At 57.2% G+C, this 24,105-nt stretch carries 26 protein-coding genes; 12 read left to right on the top strand and 14 right to left on the bottom strand.

Features of this window, described 5'->3' with window-relative positions; genetic code table 11:
* Nucleotides 1-2: 2 nt before the first annotated feature.
* Together ROS217_RS08080 and ROS217_RS08075 are read right to left on the bottom strand one after the other, a co-directional pair.
* Nucleotides 3-581, bottom strand: coding sequence for a DUF1523 family protein (locus ROS217_RS08080; protein WP_009817218.1), 579 nt, complete (start codon nt 579-581; stop codon nt 3-5).
* A 10-nt stretch (nt 582-591) separates the two neighbouring features.
* Complete coding sequence (locus tag ROS217_RS08075) at nt 592-858, bottom strand: hypothetical protein (protein ID WP_009817217.1); 267 nt, start codon at nt 856-858, stop codon at nt 592-594.
* A 104-nt stretch (nt 859-962) separates the two neighbouring features.
* On the opposite strand from ROS217_RS08075, the gene ROS217_RS08070 reads away from it, so the two are divergent.
* Nucleotides 963-1,778, top strand: coding sequence for a cyclase family protein (locus ROS217_RS08070; protein WP_009817216.1), 816 nt, complete (start codon nt 963-965; stop codon nt 1,776-1,778).
* A gap of 1,064 nt (nt 1,779-2,842) precedes the next feature.
* Here ROS217_RS08070 and ROS217_RS08055 read toward each other — a convergent pair.
* The 5 genes from ROS217_RS08055 to ROS217_RS08030 all read right to left on the bottom strand — a co-directional run bounded on the left by ROS217_RS08055 (nt 2,843) and on the right by ROS217_RS08030 (nt 6,868).
* A complete protein-coding gene (locus ROS217_RS08055) occupies nt 2,843-3,721 on the bottom strand; it encodes a phosphotransferase (protein WP_050766377.1) in 879 nt (292 codons plus the stop codon).
* 72 nt (nt 3,722-3,793) lie between these two features.
* Nucleotides 3,794-4,486, bottom strand: coding sequence for a flagellar hook capping FlgD N-terminal domain-containing protein (locus tag ROS217_RS08050; RefSeq protein ID WP_009817212.1), 693 nt, complete (start codon nt 4,484-4,486; stop codon nt 3,794-3,796).
* A gap of 11 nt (nt 4,487-4,497) precedes the next feature.
* Nucleotides 4,498-5,730 carry a flagellar hook-length control protein FliK gene (locus ROS217_RS08045; protein WP_198134876.1) on the bottom strand — a complete coding sequence of 411 codons (1,233 nt, stop codon included), beginning with the start codon at nt 5,728-5,730 and terminating at the stop codon, nt 4,498-4,500.
* 77 nt (nt 5,731-5,807) lie between these two features.
* Nucleotides 5,808-6,576, bottom strand: a protein-coding gene (locus ROS217_RS23460) for an IS5 family transposase (RefSeq protein ID WP_157046516.1) whose coding sequence is annotated in 2 segments (ribosomal slippage) — nt 5,808-6,255 and nt 6,254-6,576 — 771 coding nt in all. Because the reading frame shifts where the segments join, the coding sequence is not laid out codon by codon here.
* A gap of 43 nt (nt 6,577-6,619) precedes the next feature.
* Complete coding sequence (locus ROS217_RS08030) at nt 6,620-6,868, bottom strand: hypothetical protein (protein ID WP_157046568.1); 249 nt, start codon at nt 6,866-6,868, stop codon at nt 6,620-6,622.
* A 113-nt stretch (nt 6,869-6,981) separates the two neighbouring features.
* Between ROS217_RS08030 and ROS217_RS08025 the strand changes: the two genes are divergently transcribed.
* The 7 genes from ROS217_RS08025 to ROS217_RS08000 all read left to right on the top strand — a co-directional run bounded on the left by ROS217_RS08025 (nt 6,982) and on the right by ROS217_RS08000 (nt 10,718).
* Nucleotides 6,982-7,266: a rod-binding protein gene (locus tag ROS217_RS08025; RefSeq protein ID WP_009817209.1), complete on the top strand. Its 285-nt coding sequence runs from the start codon at nt 6,982-6,984 to the stop codon at nt 7,264-7,266.
* On the top strand, nt 7,256-7,615 hold the full coding sequence (locus ROS217_RS08020) for a flagellar protein FlgN (RefSeq protein ID WP_009817208.1): 360 nt from the start codon (nt 7,256-7,258) through the stop codon (nt 7,613-7,615). Before ROS217_RS08025 ends, ROS217_RS08020 begins: the two co-directional genes overlap by 11 nt.
* A gap of 207 nt (nt 7,616-7,822) precedes the next feature.
* Entirely contained in the window at nt 7,823-8,653 is an 831-nt protein-coding gene (locus tag ROS217_RS08015; RefSeq protein ID WP_009817207.1) for a flagellin N-terminal helical domain-containing protein, read from the top strand.
* 73 nt (nt 8,654-8,726) lie between these two features.
* Complete coding sequence (gene flaF, locus ROS217_RS08010) at nt 8,727-9,101, top strand: flagellar biosynthesis regulator FlaF (protein WP_009817206.1); 375 nt, start codon at nt 8,727-8,729, stop codon at nt 9,099-9,101.
* On the top strand, nt 9,101-9,505 hold the full coding sequence (gene flbT / locus ROS217_RS23455; RefSeq protein ID WP_009817205.1) for a flagellar biosynthesis repressor FlbT: 405 nt from the start codon (nt 9,101-9,103) through the stop codon (nt 9,503-9,505). Before flaF ends, flbT begins: the two co-directional genes overlap by 1 nt.
* A gap of 47 nt (nt 9,506-9,552) precedes the next feature.
* Entirely contained in the window at nt 9,553-10,305 is a 753-nt protein-coding gene (locus ROS217_RS08005; protein WP_368072245.1) for a DUF1217 domain-containing protein, read from the top strand.
* Between the two features lie 176 nt (nt 10,306-10,481).
* A complete protein-coding gene (locus ROS217_RS08000) occupies nt 10,482-10,718 on the top strand; it encodes an Lrp/AsnC ligand binding domain-containing protein (protein WP_009817203.1) in 237 nt (78 codons plus the stop codon).
* Here the strand turns inward: ROS217_RS08000 and ade are convergent.
* The 6 genes from ade to ROS217_RS07970 all read right to left on the bottom strand — a co-directional run bounded on the left by ade (nt 10,715) and on the right by ROS217_RS07970 (nt 18,110).
* On the bottom strand, nt 10,715-12,409 hold the full coding sequence (ade, locus tag ROS217_RS07995) for an adenine deaminase (RefSeq protein ID WP_009817202.1): 1,695 nt from the start codon (nt 12,407-12,409) through the stop codon (nt 10,715-10,717). The two genes, ROS217_RS08000 and ade, sit on opposite strands and share 4 nt — an antisense overlap.
* A 103-nt stretch (nt 12,410-12,512) precedes the next feature.
* A complete protein-coding gene (locus tag ROS217_RS07990; RefSeq protein ID WP_254656390.1) occupies nt 12,513-12,893 on the bottom strand; it encodes a hypothetical protein in 381 nt (126 codons plus the stop codon).
* Between the two features lie 71 nt (nt 12,894-12,964).
* Nucleotides 12,965-15,007 (bottom strand): ASKHA domain-containing protein, encoded by a 2,043-nt coding sequence (locus tag ROS217_RS07985; RefSeq protein ID WP_009817200.1) that lies wholly within the window; start codon nt 15,005-15,007, stop codon nt 12,965-12,967.
* A gap of 121 nt (nt 15,008-15,128) precedes the next feature.
* A complete protein-coding gene (locus tag ROS217_RS07980) occupies nt 15,129-15,818 on the bottom strand; it encodes a hypothetical protein (RefSeq protein ID WP_009817199.1) in 690 nt (229 codons plus the stop codon).
* Between the two features lie 149 nt (nt 15,819-15,967).
* Complete coding sequence (aroA, locus tag ROS217_RS07975; protein WP_040650449.1) at nt 15,968-17,314, bottom strand: 3-phosphoshikimate 1-carboxyvinyltransferase; 1,347 nt, start codon at nt 17,312-17,314, stop codon at nt 15,968-15,970.
* Between the two features lie 82 nt (nt 17,315-17,396).
* On the bottom strand, nt 17,397-18,110 hold the full coding sequence (locus ROS217_RS07970) for a UTRA domain-containing protein (RefSeq protein ID WP_009817197.1): 714 nt from the start codon (nt 18,108-18,110) through the stop codon (nt 17,397-17,399).
* Nucleotides 18,111-18,335: 225 nt separating this feature from the next.
* Between ROS217_RS07970 and hutI the strand changes: the two genes are divergently transcribed.
* The 4 genes from hutI to ROS217_RS07950 all read left to right on the top strand — a co-directional run bounded on the left by hutI (nt 18,336) and on the right by ROS217_RS07950 (nt 23,438).
* Nucleotides 18,336-19,526, top strand: coding sequence for an imidazolonepropionase (gene hutI, locus ROS217_RS07965; protein WP_040650448.1), 1,191 nt, complete (start codon nt 18,336-18,338; stop codon nt 19,524-19,526).
* Entirely contained in the window at nt 19,523-21,091 is a 1,569-nt protein-coding gene (gene hutH / locus ROS217_RS07960; RefSeq protein WP_040650447.1) for a histidine ammonia-lyase, read from the top strand. Before hutI ends, hutH begins: the two co-directional genes overlap by 4 nt.
* A gap of 167 nt (nt 21,092-21,258) precedes the next feature.
* A complete protein-coding gene (gene hutU, locus ROS217_RS07955; RefSeq protein WP_009817194.1) occupies nt 21,259-22,926 on the top strand; it encodes a urocanate hydratase in 1,668 nt (555 codons plus the stop codon).
* A 26-nt stretch (nt 22,927-22,952) separates the two neighbouring features.
* Nucleotides 22,953-23,438, top strand: a complete 486-nt coding sequence (locus ROS217_RS07950) for a DUF1810 domain-containing protein (RefSeq protein WP_009817193.1) — start codon at nt 22,953-22,955, stop codon at nt 23,436-23,438.
* Between the two features lie 4 nt (nt 23,439-23,442).
* On the opposite strand, the gene ROS217_RS07945 is transcribed toward ROS217_RS07950, so the two are convergent.
* Entirely contained in the window at nt 23,443-24,081 is a 639-nt protein-coding gene (locus tag ROS217_RS07945) for a YjbF family lipoprotein (RefSeq protein WP_009817192.1), read from the bottom strand.
* Between the last annotated feature and the right edge of the window lie 24 nt (nt 24,082-24,105).

Genomic DNA, 24,105 nt, shown 5'->3' with positions numbered 1-24,105 from the left:
CGTTAGCGCCCGGTGCTCCATTCTTCGTCGACAGACTCTCCTCGCCCATGCCAGAACCGTTTCCACCGCGCGCGGATGGCCCAAAATAGTGCGGCCAAAAGGATCAAGATCACAATCTTGACCCAAGGAATGATCTGCACGTCCGGGCCCTCAACGGCCCAGATCGTGACGGCATTGGGATAGATCGAAAAGAATTCGTTACGCCATCCATAATGGCGCACCACGACCCATTGCGCATTCTCGGCGTTCTTCTTTGACATCATGTCTGACGCCTGCGCCTGCAAGTTCGATGTATCGAACTTGAAATAGGGTGGCCAGCCCCAGCCAGTATCCTCATTGCGGTAGATCATGGGCTTGTCATTGGCGCGAAAGGTCTGGATGAAAAACACATCCCGCTCCGCAACATCCGTGCGCTCACCAGTATCGGCATTGGACCAAAAGAGCGAATTATCGCCCGGATTGACCCGCTTTTCATAGGTGTCTGTGATCCGCACCACGTCATGCTGTGGCAACGTATAATGCAGAAACGCAATCAACACGGTCCAGAACAGACCCCAGAACACCCATTTGACATAGACCATATCCGGCTCCTTACCTGAAATTCGTCATATAGATGACGACAGCCACCGTCGTCACCGGAACGATATAGACCAGCAATATCAGACGCCGCCGCAGGGAGTGCTGATATTGGATCATTCCTGCCTCTATATAGGCCTCACGATCACCCGGACGACCGGCCTCTTCCCAATCATGCTCCATTTTCTGGCGGCGCTGCGATCGCGAGTACCACGATATCCCCAGATAGAGCAGCGTCAGCACGATCAGCCCAAAAATCAGCAATCGCATCAACGCCAGCATAACAGTCTTCCCTTTTGGTTTCCGCAGATCAAGCCACGCTCTGCATAACTCAGAATCATGCTAGGCTGCACCCCGTATCCCTCAAATAATGAAAGGACTACCCCATGTGTGACGCCTGTATCATCAACGCAGTCAAAGACCGGATGCTGTCTCGCCGCGCTTTCTTTAGCACGGCCGCGGCATCCGGTGCGGCTGCGGCCCTCACAACCGGGGGCACAACTCGTGCGATGGCCTCAGGTCATTCCTCGGTCGAGGATCTGACCCATGCCTATGACGCCAGTTTCCCGACCTATTTCGGCGCGCCCGGCATCTCGACCGAGCAGACTTTCAACTTCGCCGAACATGGCTTCAATCTTATGACGTTGACGATCAACGAACATACCGGCACCCATGTGGATGCGCCGCTGCATTTCTCTGCGGACGGCGCCTCGGTCGATGAAATCCCGGTGGGAGATCTGGTGGCCCCGCTCTGTGTCGTGGATATCGCGGCGCGCGCGGCTAACGACGCCGACACGCTGCTGACACCTGACGATCTCAAAGCCTGGATTGCAACGCATGGGCCGATCCCGGATGGGGCCTGTGTGGCGCTCTATTCTGGCTGGGGATCCAAGACCGGAACCGAGGCCTTCCGCGGCTTTGACGGCGAAAAGCAACATTACCCCGGCTTTCATATCGAGGCGGCGCAGATGCTGATTGAGGAAACCGGCGCACGTTCGATTGCCAGCGATACGCTCTCGCTCGACCATGGGCCCTCGGCAGATTTTGCCACCCATTATGCTTGGCTCCCCACCGGCCGGTTTGGCATCGAATGTCTGGCAAACCTCGACAAGGTACCCGCGGCCGGGGCGACGATTGTGATCGGAGCGCCCAAACATCGCGGTGGTTCGGGCGGACCGGCACGAATTTTCGCCCTGATATAAAGTCTGGCGGCCCCGGCAAGCTTTCTCCGGGGCCAAAGTCTTGACGACCGTAGGACATGACGGTTCAAAACGGTTTCATTGACAACGATGTAGGTCGTCATAGGATTGATGCGCGGCGTGTTGGTTCCTAGACGCAGGTCTGGCTCGGCGTGGCCCCGCCCGCCATCAAAAAAGTTTACGGGATACACCCCTACTCCAATGCCCGGTGGAAAAGAGAACCATTTCGCTCTTTCCCAATTCCGAAAGAGACGCACCACTTTTGTGGCCGAAGATCAAGACACCGACATTAAGAAGTCTATCAGGACAAACGCCTCTATCCCTTTGCTGGACGTGTCGATCAGAACGCCCGTCCAAGCAACGCAGACCACAAAGGTGGTACGCAACGGATTGATTTAGGGCGGTGCCTCATCATCGAACCCTATCAGCAGCCGTACAAACTTAAATCCGAACTCATCTGCTTGTTGACTGCAAGCAATCTACTTGAACATCGGCATCAATGCGGCTGGCTTGCGTGAGTCAAGTGCGAGACCGCGCTCTCACTCAATCGAGAGAAATTGCGGCAGACAGACGTGTCGCTCGATCTGTATCGCCGATACAAAAAACGGGCCCTAAGGCCCGTTTTTATTCTGTGCATCTCACGTGCCTCTTGGCAGCGCAGAGATGTATTAGTTGGTGGTTGTGGTCGTGCTGGAGCTATCGTCCGAGCCCCCAGCTACAGCCCCAATAATGATCGCGCCAACAACGATAGCTGTAGCCGTTGCCGCAGTCACACCAAGACCCGGAGTCGTCGACTCACTTTGGGTCGACACAAAGGGGTCAGCGTTCACTTTTGCGTCGTCAGCGAACACAGGGGCAGCCGCAGAGCATGCAATTGCAGCCACAGCAACAAACGTCGAAATCTTGTTCATACCATTCTCCTATCCATAATGGACCATAACGCCCTACAAGGACTTGGCCCGGTTATGCCATACCTCATGGTTCAATGGAACCAATAATTGCAGCCACAACGCAATCTCGCTGGATCGGCGCAAACTTGCCACGTTTTGGATGATTTTTAGGCAGTTTCAACTCACTACCATCGCCATTGCAGCGATTTCCGCCGCTCCGGCACTGCTGGCGGAGCAGTCACCCCGCGATTCGAGCCAAAGACAATAGGCCGCCATGCGCCAGTGATACCAGGGCGCAAGGGACAGGTAGCGAGGAACCAGATCCTGATCAGGATAGCTCAAGAGGAATGTCTCTCGTTCGGTTTCTGTAAGAGGCTGTTGGCGATACGCCAGTTGCATCGCGGGTGACAAAAAGAGCGCGAGGTCTTCACAGGGATCGCCCAATGCCGGACATTGCCAGTCGATCAGCCGCCATGCGCCTTGCATGCCAACAATATTCCCCGGAACCGGGTCACCATGCAGAAAAGAGAGCCTTCCGGATGGTTGAACGGCACCTTGTGGCCTGAGACCCAAGAGACTCTGCGCCCGGAATTGAGGGCAAAGAGCGAGGATACTCTTGGTCTGATGTTCAATTTCGCCACTTCCATCAGGTGTGATGCGGAGATGAGGGGGGCCGGTCACGCAATGAACACGGTACAAGAGTTCCGCAATTTGTAACGGCCCGTCCTGCCATGTCCGGCCGGGCACATGCTCATAGATCAGGCAATGCCCATGGTCGGTCGGAAAATCATCGACATAAGCTGGAGCAAGGTCTCGGCCAGCGAGATGCCGCAAGGCCGCCACCTCTCCATCCGGATCATTCGGAAACAAGGGGTTGTGTCCACCGGGGCTAAACAGTTTGACGACAATGCATTGGTCGTGGGATTCCACTTTCCAACTCCTGTTCGTTCGCCCACCGACCAATTGGGTCCAAGCCGCGGCTGCGACATCAAAGCCCCGGCCTTTCAGCGCCCGCAACAAGCCTGTCTGTGTCTCGATTGCCGAACCGAACGGCATGGTGTGTCACCTGTTGCAGGGAAATGGGTCGAGTGACGCTAGAGGGATTGGGCCCATTCGACAAGTCCAGGATTACTGAGAACTCGGACGCAGGCCTAGAACTTGGTCTGGTGAAATCCGCTGCCCGCTTTCGAGTAACAAAACTGCCTCACCAGCCTCGAATTGGGCCTCAACGATGCGGCTAGGCACACGCGCGTTATGCCGGGCGATGATGTCGTCATTCACCAGCGAGTGGACCGAAAGAGCGTAGTCCCCATGGGCGAGGGGCAGACCTATAGGATCAAGCCCAGCCCACAAAACCTGTCCGGAGGTGGTCGGGATGGGTTGTCGATTAACAATAATGCCTTGGGCGTTGGTTGCCACAATCTCGGCCGCTTCTGCTTGCGGGTCAACCGTAGCCAAGAGCGAAACTGGCTCACCGCTAAAGGTGACGGGCAGCTCTGAGAGCGCCTCCATCCCGATCCAACCAGATACCTGTGACAGACCCTGCGCGCCAATCCGCGCGCCCAGATCAGTAAGGAGATCGTTGGTGAGGACCTGCTGCTCGACCGTCGAGAATGTCGCCAGCTGCACAGCGAAATCCGACGACTCAATGGGGTTGAGCGGATCCTGATTACGCAACTGAGTTGTGAGCATTTTGAGAAAGGTTTCAAAATCGGTGCTGAAGCCACCAGTCGCTTTCTCAAGGGAATTGTCCGAGGTTGTCGCGCCGCGCTGTAGTGCGCCCGCCTCGAAGCTGGGTTGACTGGCAGACGTCACGTCCATCTAGGTTTCCTTTATATCAGAACATCAAGCCGCTCTCCGTGCATTGACTGCGGAGAGGCCAAGGGAATTGCGGCAGCCCCTGAGGCAGTATCGAACTGAACCGATTCCTGAGCAGGGTCTCGTCGGTGGTGCAACTTAGTATTGGAGCCGTTGGCCGAGTCTTGGCCGCCAAATGAGAAATGCGTGCGCTCATATCCGACGTCGAGGAGTGCGCGGGCCAGAGTATCAATATGGCGTCGCAAGAGATCGAGAGTTTCCGGTCGATCAGCCAAAAGGTTGACAGTCATCACGCCATCTTGAGATGACAGTTTCAGACGTATCCCGCCCATTTCATCGGGGGACAAAAGCAATTCTACCGAGCGTTCGCCATCCCCTGATTGATGCACAGCGGTCGCGATGTGCTGCGCAAGAGCCGAAGGCAACTCCGAACGATGCCACAGAGCACTGTTTCGGAACATGCTGGGGTTCTCTTGTGATGTCGCCACAGGGAATTCCGAACCCATGACATCATTCTGACCGTCCTGACCGATTTCAACATCAAGGTTCAGGACAAGGTCCACAACACCGTCAGTCAGTATTTCATGGTTCTGGCTAAGGGGAAATCTGATCTCAGGTCGCGAGACGGCGCGTGTCGGATCAAGCAAGTCAGGATGAACGCGCTCAACACTATATGCGTTCCTTGCCAGCCCGGCGTCGCGAGAACTCAGGTCTTCATGGATCGACTTTGACGCAGATGCGGTGAGACCCAACGCGATCGCCTTCTCTTGCATGATCGCCGGAGCGTTAGGACCAACGTGGGGCATTTCTTGCACAGTCGTGGCACCGGTGGCCTTGCCTGGAATAATCGGTGCCTCGGGAGCTATCAGGATCTTTCCCGCGACATCTATGGTCTGGTGAACATGGGTCTTCTGTCCAAGATCGCGCCCCTGATCCAGAGATGACAGCCCGTCCGGCCCATCTGGTAAAGCCACAAAGTGTTTCCCCCCCAGTCGCGAAATTGCACCATCGGGGACCACAGGGTCCAAACTTTGGTCAAGGCCATTCAGAACCGGCACCCTCCCACCGTCGGACGCCATGATAAGCGCCTTGTTAACCCCTGCCGCCGCTTCTGGCCGTGCGTACGTGGTCAATTGCTCATCAAACTCTCCCTCAGAACCGTGGGTCTTGGGAAACTCCGGCACATCATCCAATGGCACCAAGACATGTTCCGCCCCGCTATCCTGCCGCCCCTCATCGAGGCCCACCGATGAGGACATCAAGATGTCTTTGGTCGAAACGGTTTCTGGCCGCCCACTCTGCATCGCCTCTGATAGCGAGACATCTAGGCAGCCGACTCATAAAACTCGATCCACAGCCTGATCGATGCCAGTTTGATCATCGACAGGAAATTGCGTGAGGTCTTCTCGTATCGGGTTGCGATACGGCGGAACGAGGCTTTCAGCCTGCCAAAGAAGCGCTCGATTTTGTTGCGTTCCCGGTAGATTTCAGCATCAAATTCGGCGGGTAGTTTACGGTTGGCCTTGGGAGGGATCACGTCGATAGCCCCCTGTTCCCAGATCATATCCCTGATCCAGTCTGCGTCATATGCTTTATCCGCGAGCACATGTTGTCCAGGTTGCAAGTTGTCCAGTAGCGTCTTGCACGGCGGCGCGTCATGGGCTTGACCGGGTGTCAATTCATATCGGATCGGCAGCCCATCCTGATTGGTAAGTGCATGTATTTTCGTCCCTAATCCGCCCCGTGAACGACCTAAACAGCGGCGTGGGTCTTTTTTTGAGCGTGGTGGCGGAATGATGCGCACGCACGCTGGTCCCGTCGACCATCACCATGTCAACGTTATGCGCGTCGGCGATGGCCTCCATGATCCGGTCCCAGTGGCCTGCATAGCTCCACCGGTTGAAGCGGTTGTAGACCGTGGTCGGTGGGCCGTATTGCTCTGGTAGATCAGCCCAAGGGATGCCGGTGCGCAGGACGTAGAAAATGCCGTTGATCACGCGGCGGTCATCAACCCGCTTCTTGCCACGTGTTTTGTTGGGCAAGACAGCTTTGATGAACTCCCATTCCAGATCGCTCATATCTGATCGCGCCATTTGCATTCTCCCGCCCAGTTTTGTGCGAGAGTGAATCACAAACTTATGCTTCTAAACAAGAATTAATGAGTGTGCTGCCTAATTCTGGTGTGTCACTCTCAATCAATGTCGTCGCCTCGTCGTCACTGATGTCATCGCGAGACAAATCATGAACTTTCTCGAACACCTCTCCAAAATCCTGCGGCGCACGCGCAGCATCGGACGATTTAGTCTCAATGCCCCTCACGGTCATCGGCGGCGCAGACGTCCGCGTGTTGGAGTGCATTGGCCCAGTGGCAAGTGATTCGAACATCTGCGCCCTCCAGTTGTCTGTGACCATGTCCCTGAATATGGCGAAACCGGTTACTGCTTCTTTACCGATTTCGAGTCTTCTGGTGATTAGTTCGATCAATTTGAGGAATACCCATGCCCAACCCAGTATCGTTACCGTCGGGAATAAGGGGTTCAGACACCCCCCTCAAAAACCCGACCCGCATCGTCGCCGAGCGCCTGGAAGCCAGCTTTCTGGCAGAGATGCTCAAGTTTGGAGGGCTCGAACCAAAAGAAAGCAGCTTTGCTGGCAGCACTGGAGAATCACAGTTTGCTTCCTTCCATCGAGAGGCATTGGCACGCGAGATGGTCAAAGCAGGCGGTATCGGACTGGCGGACGTCTTTTTTCAGTCCATGATGGAGCGCTCCAATGGCTCATGAAATTGAAGCCCGGATTATCACTGATCTCGATGCGATTCTGGAAGAAGAGCGCAACGCGCTGCTGGCGAGTGATATTGCAAGGATCACCGCGCTCATTCCAGAAAAGGAACGCCTGATTGAACGTCTCAATGCGCTCGACCATCAACCGGTCAATGCATTGAACAGCCTCCAGAAAAAGCTGTCGCGCAATCAGGACCTGCTCAACGGCACCTTACAAGGTATTCGAACCGTCGCCGCGCGGCTCGCAGCTCACCGCAGCATTCGCCGCTCGACGGAGACATACGACCAACATGGCCGCAAATTCTGTATCCGCGGCGAGGTCGCCCATACCATCGAAAAACGCGCCTAGGCAGGGTTCGTTAAAATTCGCCGCTTATCTCATGCCGGGTTTAGCACTCCATTAGGACCTTGGCGGCACTCTCGGTCTTGCATCCACACCGGATGGCGCAGACGGATCATACCCTTCGCTGCACATGTCAGAATGACATCAGACCGCTCCCGATACGGGCGTGGGACATTAAATGGCGAAAAGCGTCAAAATCAAAGGGAACATACAATGTCCAGTATTCTGACCAACAACAGTGCCATGGTGGCGCTTCAAACCCTGCAATCGGTCAACTCGAATCTCGCCAAGACGCAGGATATGATCTCAACAGGCAAAGCTGTTGCGACGGCCAAAGATAACTCGGCGATCTTTGCAATTTCCAAGGTGATGGAATCCGACGTCAGTGGCTTCAAGGCCGTCTCTGACGCCTTGTCCTTGGGTGAATCGACCGTGGCCGTTGCCTCTGCCGGAGCGGAACAAATCACCAATATTCTCAATGACATCAAGGAAAAGGTCGTTGCCGCTACCGGTGAAAACGTCGATCATGCCAAAATACAGAACGATGTTGATGAACTGGTCAATCAGGTCAATTCGATCATTGGCGCGTCTCAGTTCAACGGGGCGAACCTGCTCGACACGGCAGGCAATGCTGGCATTACGGTGCTGTCCTCGCTTGATCGGGACGCGACTGGAACGGTAACAGCATCGAATATCTCCGTGGCGTCCGTCGATTTCGAGACCAACCTTGACCTGAGCAATATTGACGTGTCGAGCGCAACTGCAGCAGACAGTTCGCTGGCTGCGATCGAAGTCCATATCCAGACGGCCGTTGACGGGGCAGCCGCCCTTGGCGCTTCGGCGCGACGGATATCTGATCAGAACGAGTTTGTCAGCAAAGTCACGGACGCCATGAAGTCCGGAATCGGCGCACTGGTCGATGCCGATCTGGAAGAGGCCTCGGCGCGTCTTCAGGCTCTTCAGGTACAGCAGCAGTTGGCAACCCAATCCCTGTCCATTGCCAATCAGGCACCACAGGCGATCCTCTCGCTGTTCAGAAACTAAGCTCAACTGGGGGCGCCCTCAGGGCCCCCCAACCTCCGCTCAGTGACAGACCGCCTACTTGAAAGGACATGACGTGAACGCGACCCAGCTGGCGCAGACCGCCTATCGAAACCAAGCGCAGACCATTCGGACTGAGCGAGGGCTGGAGTACGACGCCTTTGCCCGGATAACGCATCGCCTCGGCTTAGCTGCAGCCAAGGGTCGTGAGGATATTCACAACCTTGCCGCAGCGCTTCATGACAACCGGCGCCTTTGGACAATTCTGGCGACAGACGTCGCAGATCCGGACAACCCCTTACCAAAAGAATTGCGCGCGAGAATTGTATATCTGGCGCAGTTTTCGCACCATCACAGTACTATGGTGCTCAATGGCGACGCGTCTATCCAGCCTCTCATCGACATCAATACAGCCATGATGCGCGGGCTGAGTAACAGGCAGATCGTATAATGAGCGGTCTTGTACTGAAGCTTGGTCCCAAAGAGCGCGTGCTGATCAACGGAGCGGTGGTTGAAAACGGGGATCGTCGCTCGCGTTTGTCAATTATGACCCCGAACGCACATATTTTGCGCCTGCGTGACGCAATACACCCTGAAAGTGCGACCACGCCGGTGCGTCGGGCATGCTATGTCACACAGCTTCTCCTGTCAGGAGACGGCGATCCGCAACAGGCGCGTCGCCAACTCTTGCGACACATTGAGGAGCTAAGTCAGGTCCTGCGCGATTCCGACAGTCGAATCCAGCTGACACTCGCAACAAGAGCCCTGTTAGGCGGGGAGTATTATCAATGTCTCAAGGCCCTTCGTAGACTAATACCACGAGAAGAACGGCTATTGGCGCATCGAATGTCATGAACTTTGCGCCGGTTCTTCCCCTGAGCGGATTGTCAGGATGGGCACTCTTGGCTCGCACCTTTGAGCGCCAGTCAGATCTCTTCAATAAATCCCCGCAGATTGTTCGGGATACAGACTATTTCGAGCAAACCATCGGCAAGATCACCACCGCTGAGGATCTCGTGTCTGACCGCCGCTTGTTGCGGGTCGCGCTTGGGGCATTCGGGCTTCAGGAGGACATCGACAGCCGTGCCTTCATCCGCGCTATCCTTGAGGGCGGCACGATCAACGAGGATTCATTGGCCAATCGCCTCGCCGATGATCGCTATAAACAGCTGGCCGAAGCCTTTGCATTTGCAGATCGCCCCATCCCTCGCACTCAATTGTCCACTTTCGGCTCCGAGATCACTGAAAAATTTCGCCGCAGGGAGTTTGAGGTGGCGGTCGGTGATCAGGATCAATCCCTACGCCTCGCCCTGAACGCGCGGCGCGAGTTAGGTGATATCGCAGGCGACGATGCGGCAGAGGATACGCGGTGGTTCCGTATTCTTGGAAATACCCCGCTGCGCCGCGTATTCGAGGTGGCGCTAGGATTACCTGAGAGTTTTGCACAAGCGGATCTGGATCGACAGTTGGACGAGATAAAATCTCGGGCGGCGCGCCAATTGAACATCGGTTCGCTATCAGACCTTGCCGACACAGATGTTCAGGAACAATTGCTCCGACGTTTTTTACTGCGTGATCAGATGGCGAGCATCAACGTGCAATCATCACAGTCCATCGCGCTGACCCTGCTGCAATCGGTCCCTCCGCGATCTTGAGTCGCAGACCGTGAGGTGGGTTTCACAGGTCAGGTCCAAACGTCATTTCAAATTTCTTATTGCAATTGTAAGGACATGACGGCCCTATAGCCCTATGATCTGGCGCAGCCTGAAGCCGAAAAGGTCTTTCGACTGGCTCGAAAACAGTCTCTGCGTCTACACAGAAGGAAAGTTAAATGCGCTGCGTCTTTATCAACATTCGCTGCAAACCGGGGCATTCGTACCGCGTTGCTGAGGCGATTGCATTGCGCGAGATTCATTCAGAGCTTTATTCCACATCCGGCCCGTTTGACCTTTTGATGAAGCTTTACGTTCCCGAGAGTGAGGATATCGGGAAATACATCAACGATAACGTGCTCGATATCGCAGGCATCGAAAGAACCGAAACGACCCTGACATTCAAGGCCTTCTAGCTGAGGATCTCGAACCGCGTGACATCGACCAACCCACGATCGGTGATCTTGAGTGCCGGAATGACCGGTAGCGCCAGAAACGCCAGTTGCAAAAACGGCTCTTGCAACGTGACCCCCAGGGATTTAGCCGCCGCGCGCAAACCAATGAGCCTATCACGCACGAGTTCGAAGCGCTCAAGGCTCATCAGCCCAGCCATGGGCAACGCCAGTTCCGCACGCACCTGCCCCCCCTCGACGACTATAAAACCACCTTCTATTTTGCCGAGTCGGTTCACGGCAACAGCCATGTCCGCATAATCAACGCCAACACAAACGATATTGTGATGATCGTGACAGACAGTCGAGGCAATTGCCCCGGCCTGCAAACCAAAACCCTGCACAAATCCTGTTGCGATATTGCCATTCTTTCCGTGCCGCTCGACAACCGCAATGCGTACCAGGTCCCGCGCGACGTCTGGACACTTGTCACCATTCTGCGGGGCGATTTCTTCGTGCAGATGCTCCGTCAGAATTTTGCCATTCAAGATACCGATCACATCGGTTTCGGCCCGATTGCCCGCGTGACGAAAATCCTCTGGCCGAACTTTGGGAGCATTTACAGAGTTCCGCCCGATTGGTGGTATCTCGTAACGCGCGGCGAATGTACTGGCATCGGCCACTCGACCACCGCAGAGCACCAATCGCACATCGCACGCCTCCAACGTCCCAACGGCTACGATATCGGCACGTCGCCCCGGCGCAATCAAACCGCGATCTTTTAGCCCAAATGCTTCTGCTCCGGACAGCGACGCCGCACGATAGGTTGCCAATGGGGAAGATCCGAGCGCGATCAAACGTCGGATCATGTGATCGAGATGCCCTTCTTCGGCGATATCGAGCGGGTTGCGGTCATCCGTACACAGGCACATGTAGGGGGCTGTGACATCCGTCAATAGCGCTTGTAGAGCATCCAGATCCTTGCTGACCGACCCCTCGCGGATCAGAATGCGCATGCCGCGCTGCAGTTTCTCGCGCGCCTCCTCTGGCGTTGTCGCCTCATGTTCGGTGCGAATGCCGGCAGAACAGTAGGCGTTGAGATCGCGACCCGAGAGCTGCGGACAATGTCCGTCGACATGCGCCCCTTCAAACAACCGCAGTTTGGCCATCATGCCCGGATCACGGTGGATGACGCCCGGGTAATTCATCACCTCGGCCAACCCGATGCCAGAACGATGACCCATCACAGAGCAGAGATCCTCTGCCGCAATTTCGGCGCCAGAGGTTTCCATATCCGTCGAGGGCACACAGGACGACAATTGAACCCGAATATCCATCAAGGTTTGCTCGGAGGCGGCTTGAAAATAGCGAATTCCGTCGAGGCCCAATACATTGGCGATCTCGTGCGGGTCACAAATAGCCGTGGTCACCCCACGCGGCGTGACACAACGGTCGAATTCATAAGGTGTGACCAGCGAGCTTTCGATGTGCAGATGTGTGTCGATAAAGCCCGGCACAAGGATGAGGCCTGAGACGTCGATCACAGCGCACCCTTCATAGGCGGCCCCGATGCCCACGATGGTATTGCCGCAGACCGCGACATCACCGGGGATCAAATCCCCCGTGACTAGGTCAAACACCTGCGCCCCACGCAGCACCAGATCAGCGGGGCCATCACCCCGCCCCTGTGCGATCCGTTGTTCAAGATCTGACATGTTTACGCCCCCCGCGACATGCAGCGAGTGTCGCGCGGAGGGTAGCCAAGAGCAAGCCCATTGAGCCAAAATCATCGACCACGGGCTTGCCGTCAGAGGATGATCACTCGGTCTTCGCCGCTTGCTTTTCGAGCTTCATTTCGGGTTTGCACGCCATGCCGTTGTAGCGGCCGACCAACGATTCGTTACGGCGCTGATAGGCACGCGCCTCGTCGCCCGCAGCCCCCTTGAGATCCATAAAGAACCAAGGAACAAGAAGGAAAGCACCTGCTGTCCCGGCAACGATGTTCTGCGTGGTTTTGGCCTGCTGCTCTTTGATGAGGCCTTGAATAGCATGGGTATTGGCCGTGATCTCGGTGCGCAACTGGGAGCAAGAGAGCGCGCCGTCGCCGGACTGAATTTCGTCAACAGGATCGGGGGCACGACCACCACAACCGCTCAACACGACAATGGACAGGAGGGCAGGAGCTAACAACTGGTTCATCTGATTACCTTTTAACAGAGTGTTCGCGTCAGTACCCGGCTCCTAAGACGATGAAAAGCAGCAATTTCACTTTAGCCTCGCCGACGCTTGCGGCGCCCACCATCGCTTCCATCTCCATGGGTGTTGAAACTCGGATTTGGCAAGGTCACGATCTTGGCCAATTCGGGAAACGGGTCGGTCTTGTGTGGGATCGCGTTTGCCGCAACAAAATGCTCTTGGAATTTCGGCTCGATGGCGGTCTCGACCTTGGTGATCTGGCCCACCACGCGCTCAATCTCGCGCCGGGCCGCAACATTGCAGAGCGCGATGCGCGCCCCGGTGCCCGCTGCATTGCCCGCCGATGTCACCTTGTCGAGCGGTACATCGGGGATCATGCCAAGCACCATCGCATGTAGCGGCGAGATATGCGCTCCAAATGCCCCAGCCAGAACCACCCGGTCTACCTTGTCCACACCGCGCTCATCCATCAAGAGGCGCGCGCCGGCGTAAAGCGCAGATTTGGCGAGCTGGATCGCTCGTATATCGCCTTGGGTTACGGTAATGACCGGACCGCCCGTGGCACTCCCATCGTGGACCAAATAAGAATGGGTGCGGCCGTCTTCAATCATCCGCGCGGTGCCCGTGGCCGCCGCCGATCCGATCAGACCGGAATCGTCCAAGAGACCGGCCATCCGCATTTCGGCAACCGCCTCAATGATGCCGGAGCCGCAAATGCCGGTGATACCGCCGTCGCCCACCTCTTCGGTGAAACCATCGTCATCCGACCATTTGTCAGATCCGATAACCCGAAACCTTGGTTCCTTGGTCACGGGATCAATGCGGATCGCCTCAATCGCGCCGGGTGCTGCCCGTTGCCCGCTGGAAATCTGCGCACCCTCAAAGGCCGGTCCGGTGGGCGACGAACAGGCCAGAACCCGCGTCTTGTCGCCCAGCAAAATTTCGGCATTGGTGCCGACATCGACGATCAGCGCCAGGTCTTCGGACTTGCCGGGCTCTTCACTCAGCGCCACAGCGGCGCAATCCGCGCCCACATGTCCCGCAATGCAGGGCAGCACATAGACCTGCGCCCGCGGGTTTACCGCCGTGAGGTCCAATTCTTTGGCGCCCAAGGTCAGGCTTCCCGACGTCGCAAGCGCAAAGGGTGCCTGCCCGAGTTCTACCGGGTCAATGCCCAAAAGCAGGTGATGCATGACCGGATTGCAAACAAACACCGTCTCGACGATGAGCTTTGCATCAATGCCCGCCTCCTTGGCGATCTCCTCAGCCAACAGGTTGAGCGCATCGCGCACGGCCGCCGTCATTTCCTTGTCACCGCCGGGGTTCATCATGGAATAGCTGACACGGCTCATCAGATCCTCGCCAAAGCGGATCTGCGGATTCATAATACCAGACGAGGCCTTGACCTCGCCGGTTTCCAAATCCGTCAGATGCGCGGCGACCGTGGTCGAGCCGAGATCAATCGCAAGACCAAATAGCCCACCCTCGTGCAGTCCGGGCCATATCTCCAGAATTTGCGCAGCCGCGTCAGCGTGACCGCGGTGCAGCGCCACTGTTACCTGAAACTTGCCCTTGCGCAGAACGGGTTGCAGCTTCGACAACAAGCTCAGATCAGCACGAATATCGTCAATCTCCCATTGCGATTTGAGCGCGCGCTTGAGGCGTTCGAAATCTCCGGTTGGCTCGTGCATGTCGGCCTCTTCGACTTCAACGAAATAGAGCCGAGTTGCCGGGTCCATCTCGATCACGCGGGCCGAAGCAGCTTTGCGCACCACCTGCTTGTGGACTTGGCTCTCAGGGGGCACGTCGATCACAACATCGCCCATGATCTTTGCCTGACAGCCCAGCCGACGTCCCGGTTTCAGGCCACGCTTCTGGTCATACCGCTCTTCAACGGCGTTCCAGTCCGACAGCGCGTCCTGATGCACGGTAACACCGTGTTTTGAGAACTCACCATAGCCCGGCGAGATCTGGCATTTCGAGCATATCCCACGCCCACCGCAAACGGAATCAAGATCGACACCAAGCTGCCGCGCGGCCGTCAGGACCGGGGTGCCTATGGCAAATCGCCCACGTTTGCCGGACGGGGTGAATACGACGAGAGGGTCTGTCGACATAACGAATATCCTGCTTCTGACGCTGCGCTTGCGCGGAACATAAGGCATAGGCGCTTGCCCGACAGCCCACAAGCGTCAGAAAATCGTCGTCGCGCGGCATGACCTGAGAATGAGAAAGCCCCTAAGAGAGAGTCCAGCCAAAGAGCCAGATTGCGAGAGGCACAGGTGCGGTCGCAATCACAAGAGTCAGGATTGCCAAATGCGCCCGAAACACGCCCGATAACCCGGACACAAATGCAATACCACCTCCGCCCCCGATCATCGAGTTTCCCGGAATGTTGATAAGGAGCGCGAGGTTGACGTAGCGATATTTGACAACCCAGCCCAAATAGCGCGCGGGCAACTGCGCTTGCACAAAGCTGGCCCGCTCATCGAGGGGCAGTGCCTGAAACCTTTCGAACATCACGCAGGCCCGCGTAAGATGCAGATCGAGCAGAATGCGGCTAAGCCAACGATAGGGGACCTTGCATCCAACCATATAGGCCAAAACGAGACCAGATGCCGTTGCAAGCCACACCAAAGGCGCAATATCCGGGCCACCGACGGCTAGAACCATGAGACCGATTTCAATGCCCGGAACAAACGGAATGGCGATCAGAACCGCATAGATCAAGAGCGCCGCCGCGAGAACGCTCGGTATGGCCCAGCCAAAGTTATTTTGTGTGATCCAGTCTTGCGCCCAGACAAAAAGCGCGTGCAGCAAGATGGCCAGGATCACGAGCGCCACAAGGCGCAGCGCAGTCCGGAACAGCCCGATTTTGACAGGGGGCGGAACCGGCGTTTCAAGAATTGGTAGGTCGTTTTTGTCCATAGCCGAGTCTATGGTTCAATCACCGGTCTCCACAATGGCCCGCGGACCGAGATCACACGCATTTGCTTCAACGGGCGAACTGCAGATCTATCTCAGCCCATTCAACCTGCTCTGATCACTCAGACCGGAGTTATGTCAGCCAGTGTGACTCATACCCTTCGAATGTCAGCGCCTAGACCAGCCATCAGATGCTCAAAAATCGGAAAGGAGGTTGCGATCGGGCTTGCGTCATCGACACTGACCGGAGCCGTTGTCGCCATGCCCATCACCATGAACGACATCGCGATCCGGTGATCGAGATGACTGGCGCAGGTCTGCCCGCCTAGAACATTTCCGTGTCCTCGCCCATGCACAATCCACCAATCTGGACCGTCCTCGACCTCGACGCCCCCCGCGCGCAATCCGGCCGCCATTGCCTCGATTCGGTCGCTTTCTTTGACACGCAGTTCCTTGACCCCGCGCATGACGGTCTCACCTGTCGCGAATGAAGCGACCACCGACAGAACGGGATATTCGTCGATCATGCTTGCCGCGCGCTCGGGAGGCACCTCTATTCCCTTGAGGTCAGGAGAGAACCGGGCGCGCAGATCGGCTACCGGCTCACCGCCTTCTTCGCGCAGGTTCTCATACTCCAGATCGGCCCCCATCTCGCGCAAGGTTGTAAAGAGCCCGGCGCGCGTTGGATTCAGGCCGATATTTGGAACCAGAACATCGGACCCCGGTACAATGAGCGCCGCGCAGACGGGAAAGGCCGCAGAGCTTGGGTCGCGCGGCACCACGATGGTCTGAGCCCTGAGTTCGGGTTGCCCGGTCAGCGTAATCACCCGCCCTTCGGCGGTTTCTTCTGTGACAATCTCGGCCCCGAACCCAGCCAACATCCGCTCGGTATGATCGCGCGTTGCTTCCCGCTCGATCACCACGGTCTGTCCGGGCGCGTTCAGCCCCGCCAAAAGCACGGCACTCTTGACCTGCGCCGAGGGCACAGGCACGACATAGCGTATCGGCACCGGATCAGCAGCGCCCACGATGGTCATCGGCAGCCGGCCTCCCGCCCGTCCAACAGAGCGTGTTCCAAACAACGCCAAAGGGTCCGTCACGCGCGCCATGGGCCGTTTGTTCAAACTGGCATCGCCAGTGAACGTTGCGGTTATGGGTGAGGTCGCCATCGCGCCCATGATCAAGCGCACCCCTGTGCCCGAATTTCCGCAATCAATGACATGATCAGGTTCGGCAAAGCCTCCAACGCCTACGCCATGAACGTGCCAAGAGCCAGTCTCGTCGCGCGTCACTTCGGCCCCAAAGGCCCGCATCGCCTTGGCCGTATCCAGCACGTCCTCACCTTCAAGCAGCCCCGTGATCACGGTCTCGCCCACGCTCAGCGCCCCAAGGATCAGTGAACGATGCGAGATCGACTTGTCTCCCGGCACATCAGCAACACCGGAAAGAGGCCCGGAGCGGTGCGATGTCATTGGGGTCGGAGTGCCGTGGCCAGACATGATGTGCCTCTTGAATAGTCTGTGTTATCCGCCCAATAGCCCAAGCTGGGGCACCCGTCCATGACCTTTGCCACGCCGCCTTTTATGGGGCGGCACCCAGTTGGGTCACGATGCTGTGCCCCGGCGCATAGCTCAGGCGAGCAAAGGTCACGGCCCGCACATGATCCCATGTCAGGCGCTCAATCACAAACAGAGGTGCGCCGGGACGCGCGTTCAGGATCATGGCCTCAGCCTCTGTTGCAGCTTGGGCCGCCAAACGGATTTCACCATGGGTATAGGGGACATTGGCCAACAACCACTCATTGGCGTTCAGCGCCTTAAAGTCCTGAGCATCAGCGGATGGGGCTGTCTCAAGATTGATCCAGCGATCTTCGAAGACAAAGGGCTCACCAGAGGCCAGATGCAGGGCCGTCACATGCAGACATTGGATGAGGCCTTCGGCGCAGAACCGACGCGCCAGACCAAGCGGCGGCGCGGCACGGGCACGGCTCAGACGACGATACTCGTATATCTTCCCAAGGGCGCTGACTTCCTGCCGGATCACCGGAATGTCCACGGTCGCGCGGCTCACAGGGTGCAAAGCAACGCGTGTCCCCGCCTTGCGCCGCCGCTCGACAAGTCCAAGTTCTGCCAATGCTCTCAGAGCGCGATTGACGGTGGCGCGCGCACACCCAAATTCCTGTGCTAGATCGGCCTCGTTCGGAATCACGGCACCTGGCGGCCACTCACGCGCATGGATACGGCGCAAGACCTCGTCCTGAATCGATTGCCAACTTTTGAACTGTGGTTCTGTCATGGGGCATTCCAACGCGGTTTCGTACTCTGGCAAGGACGGCAACTTTGCCGTCCCGCAGCATTGCGCGCCCTTATCGGTAGCCTTTTCTGTTACGCCACGACCCCGAACAGAAGGCAAGTCCCCCTCAGCCAGGCCGTGGATGTGTCAGCGCATACCGTCTTGACAGATTAATATGTATAGACATAATATTCAATCGCGGTTCAGAAAATCACAAGGGTGCTCTGCATGCTTCTGCGCAACGCAACTTTAGCAACAATGCACGGGGATGACCCCTACGGCCTGCTTCTTCAGGGAGCAATCCTCGTTGATGCTGGTCGTATTGTCTGGCTCGGGAAAGACGCGGATGTCCGGAGGGGATACCAAGGACCGGAAGAAGATCTTGAAGGACGTCTCGTCACCCCTGCGTTGATCGACTGTCATACCCATATCGTCCATGGCGGCAACCGTTCCGGTGAGTTTGAGATGCGGTTAAACGGGGCGAGCTATCAGGACGTTGCCCGCGCTGGCGGAGGGATCGTTTCAACCGTTACCGCGACTCGCGCAGCCTCGGAAGAGGTGCTGCTCAACGGGGCTTTACGCTTTGTTGACGCGCTGATTGCCGAGGGCGTTTGCACCCTAGAGGTGAAGTCCGGCTATGGGCTGGACATCGACACGGAGTTGAAAATGCTGCGTGTGGCGCGATCCATCGAGGATGTGCGTGACATTCGTGTGAAAACCACCTTTCTCGGAGCCCACGCAGTTCCAAAGGAATTTGATGGACGTACGCTCACGTATGTTCAGCAGATTTGCATTCCCGCACTCAATGCAGCGCATGCGGCCGGCCTCGTCGATGCTGTGGACGGGTTCTGCGAGGGAATTGCATTCTCGCCCGAGGATCTGGAGCCTCTCTTCGCAAGGGCGCAGTCCCTTGGCCTGCCAATCAAACTTCACGCAGAGCAGTTGAGCCACCTTGGCGGCACGCAATTGGCCGCGCGTTACGGGGCTTTGTCTGCGGATCACCTGGAATACGCGACCGATGAGGATGCCAAGGCAATGGCCCAGTCTGGCAGCGTGGCGGTCATCCTACCGGGGGCGTTCTACACCCTTCGTGAGACGCGAATGCCACCGATCGACGCCTTTCGCGCCGCGGGCGTGCCAATGGCCTTGGCCACCGATTGCAACCCCGGTTCGTCGCCCTTGGCGTCAGTGTTGTTGACGATGAACATGGGATGCACCCTTTTCCGGATGACACCCGAAGAGGCGCTCGCGGGGGTAACGCGACATGCTGCGCGCGCTTTGGGGCTTGATGATTGCGGGATGCTTGCCGCAGGCATGCGCGCAGACCTTGCCGTTTGGGACGTCGAGCATCCAGCCGAATTAGCATATCGCATTGGGTACAACCCGCTCTGGCGGCGCATTTTCGGAGGCAGGGCGTGACAGTTATCCTAGCACCAGGACAAGAACGGCTCGCCGCACTTGAGAGTATCTGGCGGAAAAACCTTTCCGTGGAACTGGATCGCGGCGTCAAATCCGATGTCGAGGTCGCACATGCGCTCGTCGCACGGGCTGCATCCGGACATACGGCTGTGTATGGAGTCAACACAGGCTTTGGCAAGCTCGCCAGCGTAAAGATACCACCGGAAAAGACCGCCGAGTTACAACGCAATCTCATCCTGTCACATTGTTGCGGCGTCGGAGAGGCGTTGGATATCGCGACCACTCGGTTGATGATGGTGTTGAAACTCCTCAGCCTTGGGCGCGGGGCGTCTGGCGTGGCGTGGTCTACCATCACGTTGCTCGAAACCATGCTCGCACGCGGCGTCACACCTGTTGTTCCGGATCAGGGGTCGGTTGGCGCCTCGGGGGATCTGGCGCCCTTGGCTCATATGGCGGCGGTGATGATTGGTGCGGGCGAAGCCTGGGTGAACGATACGCGAATGCCCGGTGACACGGCGCTTGCCCTTTGCGGTCTGAGCCCAATAACCCTCGGCCCAAAAGAAGGATTGGCGCTGATCAATGGCACCCAGTTTTCAACGGCTTGCGCGCTGACCGGACTCTGGACGGCGTGGCGCAACGCTCAAAACTGTGTGGTGACGGCAGCGCTCTCGACCGATGCCATCATGGGGTCCACGGCACCATTGGTGGCAATGATCCATGAATTACGCGGCCATCGGGGTCAGATTGACATGGCCCGCGCCCAATCTGACCTTATGACAGGCAGCCAGATTCGTGAAAGCCACCGCGAAAACGATACGCGTGTCCAAGACCCCTATTGCATTCGTTGTCAGGCACAGGTCTCCGGCGCGGCTGTCGACCTGTTGCGCCAAGCTGGCGCGGTGTTGGAGATTGAGGCGAACGCCGTAACCGACAATCCCTTGGTTCTGGTGGACCCAACTCATCCAGACGGTGGCATGATCGTTTCGGGCGGTAATTTCCACGCCGAACCAGTCGGCTTTGCTGCAGATCAGATCGCAATGGCGATTTCAGAGATTGGCGCGATTGCGCAACGTCGCGTGGCGCTGATGGTCGACCCCACGCTGAGTTTTGATCTCCCGCCCTTCCTGACTCCTGATCCGGGTCTGAACTCAGGTCTCATGATTGCAGAAGTGACGACCGCCGCGTTGATGAGCGAGAACAAGCATCTGGCCAATCCCTGCACGACCGATTCCACGCCGACGTCTGCCAATCAAGAGGATCACGTCAGCATGGCGGCACATGCCGCGCGACGCCTCAAGCGCATGAATGACAACTTGAGTGTGATACTGGGGGTCGAGGCAATCTGCGCGGCGCAAGGCATCGGATTTCGCTCGCCAATGCAGACAAGCGCCGCACTCCAAGCAGTTATCACCCGTCTGCGTGAGCAGATACCTCCGCTGACCAAAGATCGCTACCTTGCTCCCGATTTGAACGCAGCAGCACAGATGGTGCGTGCCGGGGAACTAGTCGTGGCGAGCGGGCTGGATCTGCCGCTGAGTGGTCCGGCGCAGACCCGGGTGTCTTGAGAATGATGGATTTGAGCCCGAATACACCCGCCTTGTGCGCTGATGTCATTCGCATTGCGCACATCAACATTGAGCATACGCTACCGTACGCTTTGGGTCAGTGGACCCTCCTCGGCAGTCGACCCACAATCTTCACCCCCTGACTATCCGACTGGGAAGGAACCAAAATGACCGATCCGCGTCACAATACCCGCGACATCTATCCGGACACAGGCACAAAAATCTCCGCCAAGAGCTGGCTAACCGAAGCCCCACTCCGGATGCTGATGAACAACCTTCACCCGGATGTGGCTGAAAACCCGCACGAACTTGTGGTCTATGGCGGCATTGGGCGCGCGGCGCGCACCTGGCAGGATTTCGACCGCATCGTCGCCGCGTTGCGATCGCTTGAAGAGGACGAAACACTTTTGGTCCAATCCGGAAAGCCGGTAGGTGTTTTTCGCACTCACAAGGACGCGCCACGGGTTTTGATTGCGAATAGCAACCTCGTACCGCATTGGGCCACGTGGGATCATTTCAGCGAACTCGATAAGAAAGGGCTGATGATGTACGGTCAGATGACCGCCGGTTCGTGGATTTACATAGGATCTCAGGGGATCGTGCAGGGCACCTATGAGACCTTTGTTGAGGCGGGCCGACAGCACTATCATGGCAGTCTGACTGGTCGCTGGATCCTGACCGGGGGCCTTGGCGGTATGGGTGGCGCGCAACCTTTGGCGGCGGTGATGGCAGGAGCCTGTTGTCTGGCCGTGGAATGCGACGAGACCCGCGCCGAATTTCGCAAGCGCACCCGTTATGTGGACGAAATCACCCATGATCTGGACGAGGCGCTCGCCATGATCGACCGATGGTGCAAAGCGGGCGAGGCCAAGAGCGTGGGCTTGATTGGCAATGCCGCCGACATCTTTCCAGAGCTCGTGCGGCGCGGCGTGAAGCCCGATATCGTGACCGATCAGACAAGTGCGCATGATCCCCTGCATGGCTATCTGCCTCAGGGCTGGACCGTCGCCGAATGGCGCGCGCGTCAAGAAAGCGATCCTAGAATGGTTGAACGTGCCGCGCGTGCCTCCATGCGGGTGCAGGTGCAGGCCATGGTCGATTTTTGGAACGCTGGTGTTCCGACCCTCGACTATGGCAACAACATTCGCCAAGTAGCGCTTGAGGAAGGGTTGGATACTGCCTTTGCCTTTCCCGGATTCGTACCCGCCTATATCCGACCGCTGTTTTGTAGTGGGATTGGGCCGTTTCGCTGGTGTGCCCTAAGCGGCGACCCCGAGGATATTTACAAAACCGACGCCAAGGTAAAGCAACTGATTGACGATCCACATTTGCACAACTGGCTCGACATGGCGCGCGAGAGGATTGCGTTTCAAGGTCTGCCAGCACGGATTTGCTGGGTAGGACTTGGCGTGCGACACAAACTTGGTCTCGCGTTCAACGAGATGGTGCGCAGCGGTGAATTGAGCGCCCCGATTGTCATTGGCCGCGACCATCTCGATAGCGGCTCAGTGGCAAGCCCCAACCGCGAAACCGAAGCCATGAAGGATGGATCTGACGCCGTGAGCGACTGGCCGCTTCTCAACGCGCTGCTGAACTGCGCGTCAGGCGCCACTTGGGTGAGCTTTCACCATGGCGGCGGCGTGGGAATGGGATTCAGCCAGCATTCCGGCATGGTGATCTGCTGCGATGGATCCGAAGAGGCGGACCGGCGTCTTGCACGGGTGCTTTGGAATGATCCCGCGACTGGTGTGATGCGCCATGCCGATGCGGGATATGAGATTGCACTGGATTGCGCGAGGGAACACGGGTTAAATCTCCCGAGCATTTTAACCTGACCCATGATTGACGCATTGAGGATAACATGATGACTTTAGAGCGGTTTGTCTTAGCACAGAACAAGATATGGCCGCTCCCACTCCAAGAGATCGCATCTGGCAAAAAGCGCCAGCATTGGGCGTGGTTCGTGTTGCCACAGGTCAAAGGGCTGGGTCGGTCCGAGTTTGCGAAATCCTTTGCAATCGACGATCTCGATCACGCGCGCGCCTACCTGGCGCATCCGGTTCTTGGTCCCCGTCTGATCGAAACCTGCGCGGCCTTGTTGGCATTGCAGAACACCTCCGCAGAGCGCGTGTTGGGCGGCATAGACGCACTCAAACTTCAATCCTGCGCCACCTTGTTTGCTGAGGCTGGAGGTCAGCAAATTTTCTCCGATGTTCTGGCGAAATTCTATGGTGGCATACGCTGCGAAACCACACGCGATTACCTTGCAGGACGGCGTGCATTGCCAACAGATGACGAGTACTTCACGCGCCCACCACAGCCCGACCTCCCAACTGGCGTGGCCTGAACCGTCAGCGTAGTCTCTGGATGGCGCTATATCCCATAGTTGGACCAGCCCAGTGGCGAGATTGTAATATCCTGCCACTTGAATCTACCAGATAGGAATTGACCACACTTCGATCCGATTGCCAGCACTCTGCTGTCATTCGAACCACGGATGCAGTGCCATTGGCACCCGCCAAGGTTTCTGTGTCACCGCGCGTGATCTTGCAATCTGATTTCAGGGTCACGATTTTGTTTTCCCCATCGAGATAGCGCTGCTGAATCTTTGCGACGCCGTTTTCCCGGCGGGTCACAACATCAAGCAACGGCTCAATCCGTGACGACATCAGATCATTCCCAAGCCCCCGCGTCGCAACCAACACACCATTGCGTGTCGTCGCACTGCGCCGATCTGAACTGCCATAAGAGGCCCACGTCTGGTGCGGCCCATTCTGCTCGATTGGGCGCAAAACAGCAGCCGCCTTACGATCCTCCAAGGCATAGAGCGCAACTGGGCCTGTGGTATTCGCCAAGGCTTTCATCGCAACCGACGAGACGAGCTGAGGGTCAGGGGCAACAGGTTTGACTCTTTGTTGATTGATCAAGCTCTTGGCGACCGAAAAAACGTTCTCCGAACTCCGCTGATTGGAGCACGCAGCCAGCACCATGAGACCTCCCAATAGGAAAACTTG

The organism is Roseovarius sp. 217, from assembly GCF_000152845.1.
Taxonomy (GTDB): Bacteria; Pseudomonadota; Alphaproteobacteria; order Rhodobacterales; family Rhodobacteraceae; genus Roseovarius.
The sequence above is the reverse complement of the archived record's forward strand: the minus strand, read 5'-3'. Positions and strand labels throughout refer to the sequence as shown.